This window comes from Algoriphagus machipongonensis (assembly GCF_000166275.1).
Lineage (GTDB): Bacteria > Bacteroidota > Bacteroidia > Cytophagales > Cyclobacteriaceae > Algoriphagus > Algoriphagus machipongonensis.
This window is the reverse complement of record NZ_CM001023.1, coordinates 4575877-4590544: the sequence shown is the minus strand read 5'-3', so window position 1 is coordinate 4590544 and position 14668 is coordinate 4575877. Positions and strand designations below refer to the sequence as shown.

The 14668-nt window shown below is 39.5% G+C and carries 14 protein-coding genes and 1 tRNA gene; 12 read left to right on the top strand and 3 right to left on the bottom strand.

Annotated elements, in window-relative coordinates:
• Positions 1-59: 59 nt before the first annotated feature.
• Positions 60-1394 carry a 4Fe-4S dicluster domain-containing protein gene (locus tag ALPR1_RS19445; RefSeq protein WP_008203247.1) on the bottom strand — a complete coding sequence of 445 codons (1335 nt, stop codon included), beginning with the start codon at positions 1392-1394 and terminating at the stop codon, positions 60-62.
• 103 nt (positions 1395-1497) lie between these two features.
• On the opposite strand from ALPR1_RS19445, the gene ALPR1_RS19440 reads away from it, so the two are divergent.
• The 6 genes from ALPR1_RS19440 to ALPR1_RS19415 all read left to right on the top strand — a co-directional run bounded on the left by ALPR1_RS19440 (position 1498) and on the right by ALPR1_RS19415 (position 4907).
• A tRNA-Phe gene (locus ALPR1_RS19440) sits at positions 1498-1570 on the top strand.
• A gap of 278 nt (positions 1571-1848) precedes the next feature.
• Positions 1849-2340, top strand: a complete 492-nt coding sequence (locus ALPR1_RS19435; RefSeq protein WP_008203245.1) for an RNA polymerase sigma factor — start codon at positions 1849-1851, stop codon at positions 2338-2340.
• A complete protein-coding gene (locus tag ALPR1_RS19430; protein ID WP_008203244.1) occupies positions 2337-2762 on the top strand; it encodes a hypothetical protein in 426 nt (141 codons plus the stop codon). Before ALPR1_RS19435 ends, ALPR1_RS19430 begins: the two co-directional genes overlap by 4 nt.
• A gap of 4 nt (positions 2763-2766) precedes the next feature.
• Positions 2767-3306 carry a DUF4252 domain-containing protein gene (locus tag ALPR1_RS19425; protein ID WP_008203243.1) on the top strand — a complete coding sequence of 180 codons (540 nt, stop codon included), beginning with the start codon at positions 2767-2769 and terminating at the stop codon, positions 3304-3306.
• Positions 3307-3328: 22 nt separating this feature from the next.
• The gene (locus ALPR1_RS19420) at positions 3329-3811 is read left to right on the top strand and encodes a DUF4252 domain-containing protein (protein WP_008203242.1); all 483 of its coding nucleotides are present in this window, start codon (positions 3329-3331) and stop codon (positions 3809-3811) included.
• 532 nt (positions 3812-4343) lie between these two features.
• Positions 4344-4907 carry a hypothetical protein gene (locus tag ALPR1_RS19415; RefSeq protein WP_008203241.1) on the top strand — a complete coding sequence of 188 codons (564 nt, stop codon included), beginning with the start codon at positions 4344-4346 and terminating at the stop codon, positions 4905-4907.
• A 340-nt stretch (positions 4908-5247) separates the two neighbouring features.
• Here ALPR1_RS19415 and ALPR1_RS19410 read toward each other — a convergent pair whose 3' ends face one another.
• Positions 5248-6984 (bottom strand): M14 family metallopeptidase, encoded by a 1737-nt coding sequence (locus ALPR1_RS19410; RefSeq protein ID WP_008203239.1) that lies wholly within the window; start codon positions 6982-6984, stop codon positions 5248-5250.
• A 12-nt stretch (positions 6985-6996) separates the two neighbouring features.
• A complete protein-coding gene (locus tag ALPR1_RS19405; RefSeq protein ID WP_008203237.1) occupies positions 6997-8589 on the bottom strand; it encodes a M14 family metallopeptidase in 1593 nt (530 codons plus the stop codon).
• 212 nt (positions 8590-8801) lie between these two features.
• Between ALPR1_RS19405 and ALPR1_RS19400 the strand changes: the two genes are divergently transcribed.
• From ALPR1_RS19400 to ALPR1_RS19375, 6 genes are all read left to right on the top strand, one after another.
• Positions 8802-9632, top strand: a complete 831-nt coding sequence (locus ALPR1_RS19400) for a universal stress protein (RefSeq protein WP_008203235.1) — start codon at positions 8802-8804, stop codon at positions 9630-9632.
• 6 nt (positions 9633-9638) lie between these two features.
• Positions 9639-10874, top strand: a complete 1236-nt coding sequence (locus ALPR1_RS19395; protein ID WP_008203232.1) for a cation:proton antiporter — start codon at positions 9639-9641, stop codon at positions 10872-10874.
• A gap of 99 nt (positions 10875-10973) precedes the next feature.
• A complete protein-coding gene (gene hemH, locus ALPR1_RS19390; RefSeq protein WP_008203231.1) occupies positions 10974-12002 on the top strand; it encodes a ferrochelatase in 1029 nt (342 codons plus the stop codon).
• Between the two features lie 93 nt (positions 12003-12095).
• Positions 12096-13262: a CynX/NimT family MFS transporter gene (locus ALPR1_RS19385; protein WP_008203230.1), complete on the top strand. Its 1167-nt coding sequence runs from the start codon at positions 12096-12098 to the stop codon at positions 13260-13262.
• Positions 13263-13338: 76 nt separating this feature from the next.
• Complete coding sequence (locus ALPR1_RS19380; RefSeq protein ID WP_008203229.1) at positions 13339-13941, top strand: DUF2179 domain-containing protein; 603 nt, start codon at positions 13339-13341, stop codon at positions 13939-13941.
• Complete coding sequence (locus ALPR1_RS19375; protein WP_008203228.1) at positions 13941-14651, top strand: tRNA1(Val) (adenine(37)-N6)-methyltransferase; 711 nt, start codon at positions 13941-13943, stop codon at positions 14649-14651. Before ALPR1_RS19380 ends, ALPR1_RS19375 begins: the two co-directional genes overlap by 1 nt.
• Positions 14652-14668: the final 17 nt, after the last annotated feature.

The window sequence follows — 14668 nt, the reverse complement described above, 5'->3', positions numbered from 1 at the left end:
TTCTTTCTAAAAATGAAATCTGAAGAATCGAATCAAGTTTCCTTAATTGAAATCTGAAATCATTTTATTTCTTCTTCTTTTACTTTTTCTGCCCAATTGAATCGGTCTGCTGGACTAAATTTCCAGGGAGAAAAGCTTGTTTCCATATTTTGGAACATGGAGTTCCACTGGGCAGGACTTCCCGATTCTTCCATCGCTACATATCTGCGCATTTGCAAAATGATGGAAAGAGGATCAATATTGACGGGGCAAGCTTCCACACAGGCATTACAACTAGTACAGGCATTGATTTCCTCTTTAGTGATGTAATCTCCTAAAAGTGATTTGCCATCCTCCAGGCCTTTTCCTCCAGCGTCCATACTTTTTCCGACTTCCTCTGCTCGGTCTCGCACGTCCATCATTATTTTTCTTGGGGAAAGAGTTTTTCCAGTGATGTTGGCAGGGCACTCCGAAGTACATCGGCCGCACTCTGTGCAAGAATATGCGTTTAGGACATTAACCCAAGTCAAGTCGTTGACATCTTTTGCTCCAAAGCGGGCGATTTCTGCCGGTGGCTCATTGGGATTATCTGTAGGAATGCCCAGCATCATGTTGACTTCATTGGTTACCTCAGGCATATTTTCCATTTCGCCTTTGGGCTTCAAGTTGGAATACCAAGTGTTTGGGAAGGCCAAGAAGATATGTAAATGCTTGGAATAGGTTACGTATATAGCAAATCCTAAAATGCCTACAATATGGAACCACCAAGCAGCTCTTTCAACGATAATTAGCTGCATGTCGGAAAGCCCTTCGAATAAGGGTTGTATCAAACCGCTAAAAGCTAATCCACCTAAAGCTAGGTAATGTTCAACGCCTCTTTCAGCCAATATCTGATCCGTTGCATTCATCGTAAGGATAGCTAGCATCAAAACGATTTCAATAATCAGAATCAAATTACCATCCATTGAAGGCCAACCTTTCATTTCAGGTTTGGTAAATCTTGGCACCTTGACAATATTCCTTCTGATCAAAAATATAACACAAGAAAGCAGAACCGCGATAGCTAGAAATTCGAAGAAATTCATGGCCGCTACATAAACACCTCCTAAGAAAGGAGCGAATAATCTGTGAGTTCCCAATATCCCATCCAATACAAACTCCAGCACTTCCAAGTTGATAATAATGAATCCAACGTAGACGAACAGGTGCAGCACAGCAGGGATAATTCTTTTAAACATCTTTTGCTGACCAAAAGCAACAAGCATCATGGTTTTCCATCGGGCATCCGTTTGATCGTTTCTGGTAGTTCCTTTGCCCAGGTGTATGTTTCTATTTAAGAATTTCACCCTTTTTGCCAGGATCCAGGCAGCAAGGCCAAAAATTATCAAAAATACTATTTGTGGTAAGAAGCTCATATTGATGAGATTAGCTTTTTTCTTAGAGATTAACCTATTTTTTTTTCTTCAAATGATTTGCATCAAAAACTCAAATATTTACCTTTGCATCACTTTACAAGAAGGTGATGTAGCTCAGTTGGTAGAGCATCGGACTGAAAATCCGTGAGTCGGTGGTTCGAATCCACTCATCACCACAAGCCCTGTCAAATGACGGGGCTTTTTTTATGGGATTTTTTGAATAGTTGCTGCTCATTTTTTCTTTAATGCTTCCTGCAAAGTAATAAATACTCTGCATGCATACTAAATTATTTTACGAAATTAATTTCTGGCTCTATTGATATAAATACTTGCTACGGCTTAAGAGGGCAAGAGTATGTCTTTCTTGTCGCCATAATTTCCTGAATTTCTGATTAATTTAATTTTTTTTCAATCAAACTGTAACATTTGCCTTTTTCATGCATCACCTAACAAAATGAAGTCATTTTTTGAAACACATATTTGGCCAAGCCGCTCCAAGCTATACCGCTTGGTGTTTCTCTGGGTTAGGGATAAGTCGCTGGCTGAAGACCTTGTTCAAAATGTCTTTGAAAAATCTTTTCAAAAGGAAAAGGAATTGGCTCAGCATCCCAATTTAGGAGGCTGGTTAGTGAAAAGTCTTAAGAATGAAGCATTGATGCACTTTAGATCCGTGAAGAAGTTAGATTCTCTGGATGGAGTGGAGGAGCTTCAGGCAAATGAGCCTGTTCAGGAAGAAGTATCAGAATCAGTACGAAAAGTGATGATTTTACTGAAGGAGCTACCGCTAAAACAGCAGGAGATCTTTCAGTTGAGGGAAGTTGAAGGAATGAGTTATGAAGAGATTTCCGGGTATCTAGATGTGAGCATGGAGCAGGTGAAAGTCAATTTGCATCGTGCCAGAACAAAAATTCGAAAAAGGATGATAGCATTAAACGAAAGAGGATGAAAGATAGAATAGAAGAATTGCTTGAAAAGTATTGGGAAGGCGAATCAAGTCTTGAGGAGGAGAGAGAGTTAAAGCGATTGCTGAAAACTCAAGAGGATTTCGTGGAAGAGCGCAGTTTGTTTGGCTTGCTGGAAGATTATAAAGAAGAGGAGCCCAAGAATTTGCAAATCCCTGCTACCAAGGTTAGAAAGATGCCATCAGCATGGTTGAATTGGGCGGCTTCAATTGCCATTGTTGTCAGTTCATTCTTCGGCTGGAGGATTTATCAGCAGGAGCAGGAGCGGCAAGCCTATGAAGATGTGATGGAGGCGTTTGCCATGATCCAAAATAATTTGGCCAAAGGCCAGGATCAGATGGAAATAATGAATGATATGAAATATTTAAACACAACCAACCATTTGTTTGGTGCAGATAAAAAGTAAGCATATGAAAAAGTTAATCATACTACCCTTCATTTTGATGGCTTTTGTAATGAAAGTTCAGGCCCAAGATGATGCCATACAGAAGTTTTTCTCTAAGTATATGGAAGACGATCGATTTTCGAGAGTCTATATCTCACCGAAGATGATGCAAATGGCAGGAGGCTTTTTAAAAAGTAATTCTGATTCAGATCAGGATGCTGAAGATTTAGGGACTCTTATTCAAAAAGTAAAAGGCATACGAATCTTGAGTTCAGAAGAGGTCGATGGTACCTCCTTATATAAGGAGGCAATGTCCACACTTACTAAGAATAAATATGAGGAACTGATGGATGTACAGGATAAAGGTTCCAGCCTGAAGTTTATGGTAAGAGAAGAAGGAGGTCTGGTTCGAGAGCTTTTGATGCTTTCAGGGGATAAGGATGGAGAGTTTACTTTGCTCTCCATGTTGGGGGCGTTTACCTATGAAGATCTCAATATGCTAGCAGAGAAAACGGATATACCGGGAATGGATTCATATTCCAAGGGGAGCAAATCAAAAAATTAAACACACTAAACCAATATACACGATGAAAAAGTTGATTTTAACATTGACGCTGATTGTCTCAGTGATGGCAGTTCAAGCGCAAAGTAAAAGCGTAAAAGCTCTCTATGAAAAATATAAAGGAGAGGATGATTTTTTCCACATGGAGCTAGGAGGCAATTTTATGAATTTTGCTGAGGGATTTAAAATTGATCTTGACGAAGATGATATGGCTACTGTAGCAAGGTCTATTGAGAAGCTAAATTTCTTTACTCTACCAGATAGAATAGATGCGAGCAGAATTGAATTTAAATCTTTGCAGAAGGGACTGGAGAAAGAGCGATATGACTTATTAATGGAAGCATCTGAAGGAAGTGGGGGAGTTTTGGTGTATTCCAAAGGAAATAGAACTATTTCAGATTTGGTTGTGCTCGTAGGTGGAGATGATGGGGACTTAATGGTGGTAGAGCTAAAAGGTGAATTTGACTCCGAAACTTTGGCAAAAGCTACAAGCAAAGGAATTCACTGATAACAAAATGTAAAATTGGACAATACCGGTTCTAATTTTTGGTGCCGACTAGAGATAGTCGGCATTTTTTGTGAATTGTGGTTTAAAATCTCTTGGTAATTGAGGTGTTTTTTTGCGGATTTTGATGATTTTAGCTTGAAATGAAATTTTTTTTGAAAAAATTTTTGCCAAATATCAATTTATTTTTCGCCGATTTTTTGAATCATTCCGTTTATCTGATTTTGTAAATATCAAAAAAACAGAATTTTATTTTCCAGTTGACCTCAAAGTCGAAATGAAAGGGTTTTCGCAATCGTTATCGGAAAAAAAATGTATTATCGTTAATAATTACACTGAATTGTTAAGGAATCATTAATAAAAAGTATTTTTTGTTGAAACATTTGCAAAACCATTTCCGTTAGTTACCTTTGTAGAGTAAACAATGTCCGGACAAGAACTCGGAGACCCTGTAACCCCAAATAGCCCCCTAAGTGGAATAGCCATTTAGCGGTTACATCAAAAATTGAAACAACCTATTAAACCAATTATTAAAATGAAAAAATTATTCACTTTGCTTTTTGCTGCAGGACTTGCAACAGGAGCGTTCGCAACAGATGAAGACAAGGTTGTCAACATTAGACAAACCGAAGCTAAAAAGGTAGCAGTTACATATACTGCTGTTCCTCAAGGTACTGTAATCGTAAAGATCACTGACGGTAATGACAGATTAGTGATGAGAGATCGAATCAACAAGGAAGCTGCATTTGCGAAAAGATATGACCTTAACGCACTTCCAGAAGGAGTATATTCTGTAGAGGTACTAGATGAGTCTGGTACTCGTAGAACAGCAACTTTCGACACGTTTGTCGCTGAAGCTCCAGCAGTATTCTCAAGAGTATCTAAAATGGGATCTGACAAGTACAGACTTTTGGTAAGTAACTTGGAGGCTAAGGAAGTAATGGTTTCTATCTATGATGGAGAGCACTTAATCCACTCTGAAGTTATCGAAAACCCACAAGGTCTTCACAAGATTTATTCAATCGCTAAGCCTGATGGAAACATTTCTTTCAAAGTTTCTACAGCGGGTGGTTTTGAATCTTACGTTACAAGCTTATAATTCAACCAGCTATTATTTGACAAACCCTGCTCCTGTAAAGGATGCAGGGTTTTTCTTTTTTAGGGCTTTTATAAACATATAGCTTTTATGCCCAATTCAATGCTCAGCTACTTGATCAACTTGTAGAAGAGAGCTTAGACATTATTTAGTTCTAGCTGGAAATATGCTTCAGAATGGATTTGACCTTAGATTCAAAGAATAGCTTAGCTCCAGAATACTATTAGTCAAAAGCTAATTAAAAGTAACACCAATAGGTAAAAAAAAATACGGAGCAGTTATGCTCCGTATTTTTTTAATTGAACCGTATGATCGCTGAATAAGGATCCACGCGGTTATACTTTTATTTCTTCCAACTTGCTTTTCCGCCTTTAGCAGAGTCCACATTGATGGAATAATTGGAACCAGAAGAAACGATCCACTTCACTTTTACTCCGGTCATTCCAGGGATATTGGCAACCTCTATTCTGGTTGGATTGTTCTTTTGCTCAGTAAACTTGTTGAAATCTTCATCCTCTACAATAAAGCCTGCTACTACGTTAACTCCCTCAATCGTGACATAGTCAGGTCTCTCGATCTTGTATTTAAGATCTTGGCTAGCGTGAGTTGGCATCAAGCGCTCATTAAATATTGTAGCAGTGATTGCTTTTAATCCGCCTCCTAGGTCTTCCTCCTTAACATCTAATACAGAAAGTTTTGGAGTATGATATGCGTGATAGATAGTGAATGCAGCATTTCTATGCGCATCTTGCTCTAATAAAAAGCCTGGATGTGCTCTTCCAAAGGTCTTTTTGAAACCACCGATTTCTACCTCTCCAAATTGCGGATGCTCAAATTCATGCCACATAACAAATGCATCGCCCATGGTTAGAAGCTCATCAACTTCATACATCTCATCTTGATTTCTTCCGCCTTGGCCATTTTTATGGAAATAAAGATAGGAGGTCATTAACTCATTGGAGTATGTGAAAACGCCTCTGGTTCCATAAAACCAATCTAATTCACCTCCAAAGACTGAATACAAATCTTTATAGACTGTTAGGTATCTATAGCCTGGAATCATTTCTTCTCCTTTTGAAGCAATGGCATCATAAATCCTGATGTCATCCCGATTGTAGGTTCCCAAATCTTCTTCCGCACCAGGGCCTCTTAAGATCATACCTCCAGAGTTGTGGAAACTTTGCGCCCCTGCAATATTTGGGTGCTCCATCACAAACTCCATGACATTTCGGTTTTCTGGAAGGCTAAATGGATATCTTAAAGCGCCTCGCTGGATATAATCTGGCTGCCAGTTCCAACCCCAGTCTCTATTTGGGTCATAATAACCTACGCCGTCGTCATTGACACGTCCATCACCATCACCGTCAGTACCTTCTTGACCTAGAATCTCATACTCACCCACTTTGTCAGCGCCAACCATGATCAGTTTGCGAGGGTCTTGAGGATCTTTGATATATCTTCCCGTTGGAGATTTCCGGATCATCATCGTAATATGTCCGTCGCCATCTAGATCATCCATTCCATCTTCACCATTTTGACCATCTCCATCATTATCCAACACCATCATACCTGATCTTGGTGAGTTAGCAGTATTTGGTTCACGGAAAAAGTTGTTTCTCGCATCTGGGTTAATAGATGGAGTGATGTAAAATGTTTTATCTCTCAGGAGTTGCTTTATGAATTCGTTGTCAGCATGCATCTCTGTCAAATACCAGGCTGCATACAAAGAAAATTCTCCCCCCTGAACTTCATTGGAGTGAATGTTTCCATCGATCCACATGGCAGGTTTGTCAGTATCCTTCCCAGTGGAAAAATCAGTAATAGTCAAGGTCATCATATCTTGACCTTCATATGATTTACCTATGGATTCAATTTTTGCAATATCTGGATGGGCAGCAGCAATTTTTTCCATTTTGTCTACTAACCCTTCATAAGAATAATAGCGGTTGAATGCGATTTCTACTTTTGGGTTGTAAGGAGTTCCTACTGCCTGGAAGAAATTTTCTTGAGCATTCGTTTCGATACTTGTCAGACTCATAGCACTAAAAGCCAGCCCAACGATTATTTTTGTTGTTTTCATGATTTTTAGAGATTAGAGTTTAATGTTTTTTGTTGCAATGCCTGTATGGGCTGCACCCGCTTTGATGGATAAGTTTCCATTTCCTTTCACGATCCAGCTAAGCTCTACTTTTTCATAAGCGCCAATGGAATCGATCAATTTGATTTTATCTCCTGAAATTAAATCCTCAGCAGGAGTTTCAATATCCACTCTGATTTTCCTTAACCATCTGGATCTTTCTCCCATTTGTGAGTGGGTTGGGATTGGAGAGTTATTAAATAAATCTACCGTTACTCTGGTTAGTCCTTTACCCAAATCTTCTGTTTTTAGGTTATGCAGCTCAAGATTTGGTTGCTTGGAAGCAAGCTGTAATAAGAAGTCTGTATGTTCTTCTGCTATTTCAGCTGCTTTCTCATAAGGAGGGTTGTCCATCATAAATGGATTGACACCCCCAACTTCAACTTTTTGGTTTGGGAAGTCTGGGTGTGAGATTTCTTTCCATGGAGTGAAAGTGTTTTCCCATCCCAGCGAGTCTGCCCAGGCTAATAAGTTAGCTTCAGCATTCGTCTTTTCCTTGAATTCTGGAGTCCAATAGCCCGGGGTACTGAAGCTAAGTCTACCAAAATGGAAGTAAGCCCATTGGAAGAAATCCCCATCTGTACCCTGGTTATTTTGCTTAAATGCTTTTTGTGAAATCGTCTCATTATAAAGGTCCGAAACCATTGCATTTATCGCCTGATCTTTTTCTAGAATCGAAGTGACAACTCTTTTATTTGCGCCTCCTGCATTGTATTTAAGCGGAGAAGAAAGGTTGTTGGCAGGAGAAAATGTAACAATCGCAAAAATATTCCATTGATTGTATAAATAGTCTAGCAGCGCACGGGTTTCTACTTGAGTTACTGGCATGTCACCAGCCAAGGGTTCAAAAACCGGGAATTTGTAAGTCAGGGATTTGTTGAAGGCAATTCCTTCTTCTAAATCTTCTGCAAACTCACCGTCTTGGTCATCGTCTTTGGATTCTTTGTACAAGGAATACTGTCCTGATTCACCTTTAGACTTGTTGGCTTTTTCTAAAACCCGATCATCTTCTTTTGAGATAACGTAGTCTCCCATAGGATCTTCTACTCTCATCCATGTGATCATGCCGTTTCCATCAAGATCGGTATATCCATTTTCTGATGCTACTCCATCCCGATCATGATCTACGGTAGCAGCATTTCCTCTGCGCTCGTATTTTACGGAAGAAAAATATTGCTCATAGGCATCAGGAGACATGTTTGGGAAAACATAAAATGTGGTTTTTTCCAATGCATCTCCATGCTCTGCTGTTAATTTCTCAGCAAATTGAAGTGCCAATTCCACACTGATCAACTGATATCCTTCTACACCGCCGACCACTGCAATGGCAGGTTTTTCATCCATTTCTCCAGTACCGATCTTCAGAGCCCAGATATCCTTGCCTCCTTCTGTTTTGGTAAGTGAGGTTAATGTAGCGGCGCTATTTGAGCTGATTTGTTTAAGTCTCTGGTCAATTTGCGAAAGTGAAGGATAGTCTGATTGCGCAAAGGCGCTCATCGACAAGCCTAAACTTCCCACCAGAAGGCTGGTTAGTAATGATTTTCTCATAAATATTAGGGTTAATAAATTCTGTTTTCAAAGGCAAAATACCCATGTTGCTTATAAAAATGATCAAATTTTTTTCAAATGCCAGAGAGTACTTTTTATGAAAGTATAATATCAGCTTAAGTGGGAATAGCTCAGGATAAACGGGGAAGATTATTGTGGATGTTGGACGGAAAGGGAAAATTCGCTTATTTCAGGCAAATAGCTTTTTAATTATGTATCATAAAATAGCCCTTGCCATAGCCTTTTCCCCTAGAATAGAGGCTTTGTTATCTGAAACAAACAGGTTGGTGAACCTATTTGATTCCCAATTAGTGCTCATACACGTGGGTAAAAGATCCGATGAAAGAGAAGCAAAGCTTCAGGGGCTCATTGAAAAAGCAAATCTAAGTGCCGAGAAAACGAAAGTTATCTGGAAAGAAGGCAAACCGGTGAAAATGATCATCGAAGCCTGTCATGAGGAGGAAATTGACTTGTTGGTAGCAGGTGCATTAAAAAATGAAAGCATTTTCACTTACTACTTAGGCTCTGTAGGGAGAAAAATAATTAGAAAAGCACCCTGTTCAGTTTTGACTTTAATTGAACCTAAATTGGAGACAACAGGTTTTTCTCAAATAGTTTTTAATGGTACACAGGCACAAATCACCCCTTTCCTAATTAAACAAGGGATCGATTTTGCAAAAAAGGTAGATGCGGACCAGATTTTCATTTTAAACGAAATCAAAATGTACGGATTGCAAATGGGGACTGCTGCAGAAGACTCTGAGCAGGAGGTAGCCCATACAAGACGTCAATTGGTTCAGGATGAAATCAAATATGTAGAAGGGATTTTGGGAAAACTTGATCAAGGAGATTTGAAAATAAACATAAAAGTTACAGGGGGCAGATGGGCCATAGAACTGGCGCGATTCAGTGAAAAAATAGGAGCTGATTTATTGGTTGTTGGGGATGAACATAAGTTGAATTTCTTTGATAGGATTTTTCCTCATGATTTAGAGGACCTTTTGAGTACTTTACCTTGTAATCTTCTTATTGTAAAAAAATAAGCTCCCATGGAAACGTTAAACCATAAGGAGGTTATTAATTTACTCCTCCAACTAGCAGCCATGCTGATCTTAGCAAGAGTATTTGCTGAGTTAGCCAGAAAATTCAAACTCCCAGCAGTGGTAGGGGAGATTTTAGCCGGAATTATTTTGGGACCTACCATTTTGGGAACCCTAATGCCCGTAGCACATGAGTATTTATTTTCTTCTCATGAAATGTCCAATATTGCTTTGGATGGCTTTGTGCAGATTTCAGTAGTACTCTTATTATTTATAGCAGGTTTAGAGGTAGAGCTGCAAGTGGTATGGAATCAAGGTAAAAACGCCTTAAAAATCGCTGTGGCCTCCATGGTATTACCGATTATAGCAGGCTTTGTCCTTGCCTATGCCTTCCCTGAATTTCTTGGAGTGAACATTAATGACCGGATAGTTGCATCCACCTTTTTTGGATTAGCTATTTCCATAACGGCTTTGGCCGTGGTCGCGAGGATTTTGATGGATTTGGGCATTTTCAAGACCCAGACAGGGCTATTGATAATTGCTGCAGCCATGATAGTTGATATCCTTGGATGGATCGTGTTTTCGGTGATTTTGTCTCTTTCAGAATCTGGAAGTGATGGACTCGGAGTTTGGCCAACGATTGGGCTTACGCTCTTCTTTACTTTCTTTATGCTAACCTTGGGGAAAGGGATGATCAATCGTGTTTTACCTTGGATCAATAAAAATCTAGCTTGGCCCGGGGGCTTATTATCCCTGTCACTTGCTATATGTTTTATTGCTGCTTCATTTACTGAGTTCATTGGAATTCATGCTATTTTTGGAGCATTTATTATTGGTGTAGCCCTTGGAGATTCTGAGTACTTAACAGAAAAAGCAAAAGAGATATTGCATCAGTTTATTAACAATATTTTTGCTCCGATTTTCTTTGTCTCAATAGGTTTGAAAGTGAATTTTGTGGAGGCTTTTGACCCAGGAGTAACAGGAGTAGTTGTGATTGTGGGTTTATTGGCAAAATATTTTGGAGCTTATTTGGGAGGAAGGTATGCAGGAATCAATCGAAAGGAGTCCATAATAGTGGGTTTTGGATTGAGTACGAGAGGAAGTATGGATATTATCCTGGGATTGATAGCCTTAGAAACTGGATTGGTCTCCGAATCCTTATTTATAGGACTCGTAATTTTGGCACTAATTTCCAGTATTGGATCTGGTCCTTTGATCAATTGGGCACAGAAGCTGAAGATCTAAGAGGTTCTATCAATAGCACATGTTTAAGTTCAATTGGCTTAAGTAAACATTCCGAAGTAATTTTGGGTTGTCGTTTGAATCACCCATAATCAATATAAAATGGTCAAAACCGGAAAAACTGGCGTTTTGCTAGTGAATTTGGGAACTCCAGATAGCACTGCAACTGGAGATGTCAGGAAATATTTGCGTGAATTTTTAATGGATGGTAGGGTGATAGACATCCCTGCTGTTTCTAGGTGGATGTTGGTAAACCTGATTATTGCACCATTTAGAGCACCTAAATCAGCAGCAGAGTATAGAAAACTCTGGGAAGGTCGAGGATCTCCACTGCTTTTTCATACGGTGGATGTGACCGAGAAATTGAAATCTAAACTTGATTCATCAGAATATGTGGTGAGCATGGGAATGCGGTACCAAAGCCCTTCAATAGAATCCGCTCTTGAAGAGTTGATGAAGGCTAAAGTGAAAAAGATTATTGTGGTGCCACTTTTTCCACAATACGCTTCTGCTACCAATGGCTCAGTGATAGATAAAGTGATGGAGATTGCAAGAGGTTGGCAAATAATCCCGGAAATTACTTTTGTAAATAATTTCATTGATCATCCCTTGTTTCTCAAAGCGTGGAAGGAATTAGGAGAAGACATGATGAAGGATAAGGAATATGATCACTATTTATTTTCTTACCATGGCTTGCCTGAGCGTCAAATTAAAAAGGGGTCAGTAGATAACTACTGCAAACTTGGGGCTTGTTGTAATAAATACGGCCCTTCCAATCAGTTTTGCTATCGGGCCCAATGTTTTCAGACCACACGCTTGATATCTGAGCAGCTTGGCCTGCCAAAAGAAAAAGTGACCACCTGTTTTCAATCTCGCTTAGGAAAAGATCCTTGGGTGCAGCCTTATACAGAGGATATGATCAAAAAACTTTCTTCAGACGGGATCAAAAAAGTACTGGTATTTTCTCCGGCCTTCGTTGCGGATTGCTTGGAAACCACCGTGGAAGTAGGGCAGGAGTACAAAGAGCAGTTTGAAGAACAAGGTGGTGAGCATTGGGATTTAGTGCCAAGTCTTAATTCCAAGGATACTTGGGTTGATTGTTTGGTGGACATGGTGCATTCAAAATCCTAAAATTAGCGATTGATTGGTAGTAGGAAATCTATGTTTCGAGTGGGATTTTCTGTCAGAATATTGAACTTGGAGACCTTAAACATAAACTGAGTTTTGACTAAATCCCCATCTCCGCAAGCTTTATTAGTCACGGGTATCATATTGATATCCTTAAATCTCAGGACATCCATTGCTTCTGTGGGACCATTGATTCCTTTTATTCGTGAGGATTTGGGGCTTAGCAATGGTTTGGCTGGGTTTTTAACCACTCTGCCCTTACTGACTTTTGCGACTTTTTCACTTTTTGCTCCAAGCATAGGGAATAAACTGGGTATGGGGCGAGCAGTTTTTTTAGGAATAGCAATCCTCACTGTTGGAGTCATTTTGAGAGTGCTTGGAGGGATTGAGTTGCTGCTTTTTGGAACAGCTCTGACAGGAATCGGTATAGTGATAGCCAACGTGCTTTTGATACCATTAATTAAGGTCCGGTTGCCTCAGAAATTAGGTTTGATGACAGCCCTGTTGGCGACCATGATGTCGCTTTTTGCTGCGGTAGCGGCTGGAGTCTCGGTTCCTTTGGCAGTCGATTTAAATTGGGGCTGGCGTGGATCTTTAGCCTCTTGGGCAGTATTTATGATGGTGGCTTTGTTGTTTTGGATTCCCCAATTAAGCAGGCCAAAAGCAGAAATGCATACCAATTCAAGTCCAGCAAAAAATGTATGGAAATCAAAACTCGCTTGGCAGGTTACCATTTTCATGGGTTGCCAATCGGTAATGTACTTTACTTTGACGGCTTGGCTTCCGGATATGTTAGTCTCAAGAGGTTGGTCTCCAGTTGAAGCCGGGGCAATGTCATCCGTCATGCAGCTTATTTCTTTGATAGGGTCTTATTTTGCACCTACCATTCTGATTCGTTTAAAGCAGCAGTCTGGAGTGATTTTGGCGGTAGGGTTAGGCTATATTGTGGGCTTTGCGGGTTTATTCTTTGATTCTGAGTGGATCGTTTATTTCTCTTTAACCATCATTGGTTTAGGAATGGGGGCAAGTTTGAGTATTGCGTATACCCTGATTTCCTTAAGGACTGCAGAAGACAAAACCACAGCAAAACTATCAGGTATGGTCCAATCTTCGGGTTATTATTTGGCCGCTTTAGGGCCATTTTTATTTGGGTTTTCCTTAGACATATTTGGGGACTGGGATATTCTGATATGGTTTCTTATTTTCTTTTCCCTGTTATTTATTGGCTTTGGAATGGCTGCAGGAAGAGACCGGAAAATCTAGCTATATTTTTCAAAATATGTTATTAAATATCAGATGAATACCTGTACTTTTGCGCCCCGTTTTAAACGACATTTTGATGCAAGAATACATGCTGTCTCTAGGTATATCAGAGAATTTATTTAATTACCTGATCATGCCGTTAATGATTTTCATTGCCAGAGTTGGTGATGTTTCAATCAATACCCTGCGCATCATGTTTATGATGAATGGGAAAAGAAAAGTTGCTCCTATTCTCGGCTTTTTCGAAGCATTGATATGGCTGCTGGCCATCGGGCAGATCTTTCAGAATATCAATAACCCAATGTCTTACATTGCCTATGCCGGTGGTTTTGGGATGGGAACTTACGTAGGGATGTATTTTGAGGAAAAATTGGCATTAGGTAGGGTGTTAGTTAGAATTATTACTCCCAAACCAAATCCTGAACTCATGGAATACATGAAAGAACAGGATTTCAGATTTACCAATGTAGGTGCTGAAGGAAGGTTTGGCAAGGTTCAATTGACTTTCACAGTAATGAAAAGAGAATCTCTGACTAAGTTTATCGAAAAGGTAAAAAGTTTGGATGAGAAAGCATTTTATACGATTGAAAGCGTTAAGCGCGTATCCGAAGATGATCTAAATGTGATGGATGATAAACCACGCTTTAATGTGCGATTTTTCAGTAAAGCCAGAACTTGATGGGGCAAACTTGGTTTCAGTTTCAACAATTTAAAGTGCACCAAGATCAATGTGCGATGAAAATTAGTACCGATGCGGTATTAATGGGAGGATTGGTTCATGGAGAAAATCCGCACAGGATATTGGATGTTGGAACTGGCACAGGAGTGATTGCTTTAATGTTGGCTCAGCGATATAGGGAGTCTTTTTTGACTGCAGTGGAGTTGGACGAAAAAGCGGCTGAACAGGCAAAATCAAACTTTAAGGAAAGTCCCTTTTCTAATCGTATGAAACTTTGGAAAGGGGAGTTTCAAAGTTATCAAAGCGATGAAAAGTTTGATATGATTGTGAGCAATCCTCCCTATTTTCCAGACCATTTAAAAGCCAAAGATTCTCAACGAAATCAGGCGCTTCATACAGACGCTTTATCTTTTAAGGACCTTGTTTCAAAAGCCTCTTCATTAATCACTGAAGATGGAAATTTTTGGGTGATTTTGCCCCCTCGGCAGATGCAGGATTTTATTCAAATCACGGAAGAAGTAGGCTTTCATATCATTGAAAAATTAACGGTTCAGGATAAACCTGGTAAAAAGGTGTTACGTGAGATTGTCTGTTTTTCAAAGATATTAAGAGACCTTCTGGAAAAACAAGTCTTCATTAAAAATGAAGATGGCTCCCCTCATATGTCCTACCAAAAGGCGGTTGCAGGCTTTTTATTGGAATTCAATTAAAAGGGATGATTTCAAAG

Coding starts and splice junctions, on each gene's coding strand:
- hemH (WP_008203231.1), top strand. CDS start 10,974: ATGGTCAAAACCGGAAAAACTGGCGTTTTGCTAGTGAATTTGGGAACT.
- ALPR1_RS19425 (WP_008203243.1), top strand. CDS start 2,767: ATGAAAAAGTTAATCATACTACCCTTCATTTTGATGGCTTTTGTAATG.
- ALPR1_RS19405 (WP_008203237.1), bottom strand. CDS start 8,589: ATGAGAAAATCATTACTAACCAGCCTTCTGGTGGGAAGTTTAGGCTTG.
- ALPR1_RS19415 (WP_008203241.1), top strand. CDS start 4,344: ATGAAAAAATTATTCACTTTGCTTTTTGCTGCAGGACTTGCAACAGGA.
- ALPR1_RS19400 (WP_008203235.1), top strand. CDS start 8,802: ATGTATCATAAAATAGCCCTTGCCATAGCCTTTTCCCCTAGAATAGAG.
- ALPR1_RS19435 (WP_008203245.1), top strand. CDS start 1,849: ATGAAGTCATTTTTTGAAACACATATTTGGCCAAGCCGCTCCAAGCTA.
- ALPR1_RS19375 (WP_008203228.1), top strand. CDS start 13,941: ATGGGGCAAACTTGGTTTCAGTTTCAACAATTTAAAGTGCACCAAGAT.
- ALPR1_RS19445 (WP_008203247.1), bottom strand. CDS start 1,394: ATGAGCTTCTTACCACAAATAGTATTTTTGATAATTTTTGGCCTTGCT.
- ALPR1_RS19410 (WP_008203239.1), bottom strand. CDS start 6,984: ATGAAAACAACAAAAATAATCGTTGGGCTGGCTTTTAGTGCTATGAGT.
- ALPR1_RS19430 (WP_008203244.1), top strand. CDS start 2,337: ATGAAAGATAGAATAGAAGAATTGCTTGAAAAGTATTGGGAAGGCGAA.
- ALPR1_RS19380 (WP_008203229.1), top strand. CDS start 13,339: ATGCAAGAATACATGCTGTCTCTAGGTATATCAGAGAATTTATTTAAT.
- ALPR1_RS19395 (WP_008203232.1), top strand. CDS start 9,639: ATGGAAACGTTAAACCATAAGGAGGTTATTAATTTACTCCTCCAACTA.
- ALPR1_RS19420 (WP_008203242.1), top strand. CDS start 3,329: ATGAAAAAGTTGATTTTAACATTGACGCTGATTGTCTCAGTGATGGCA.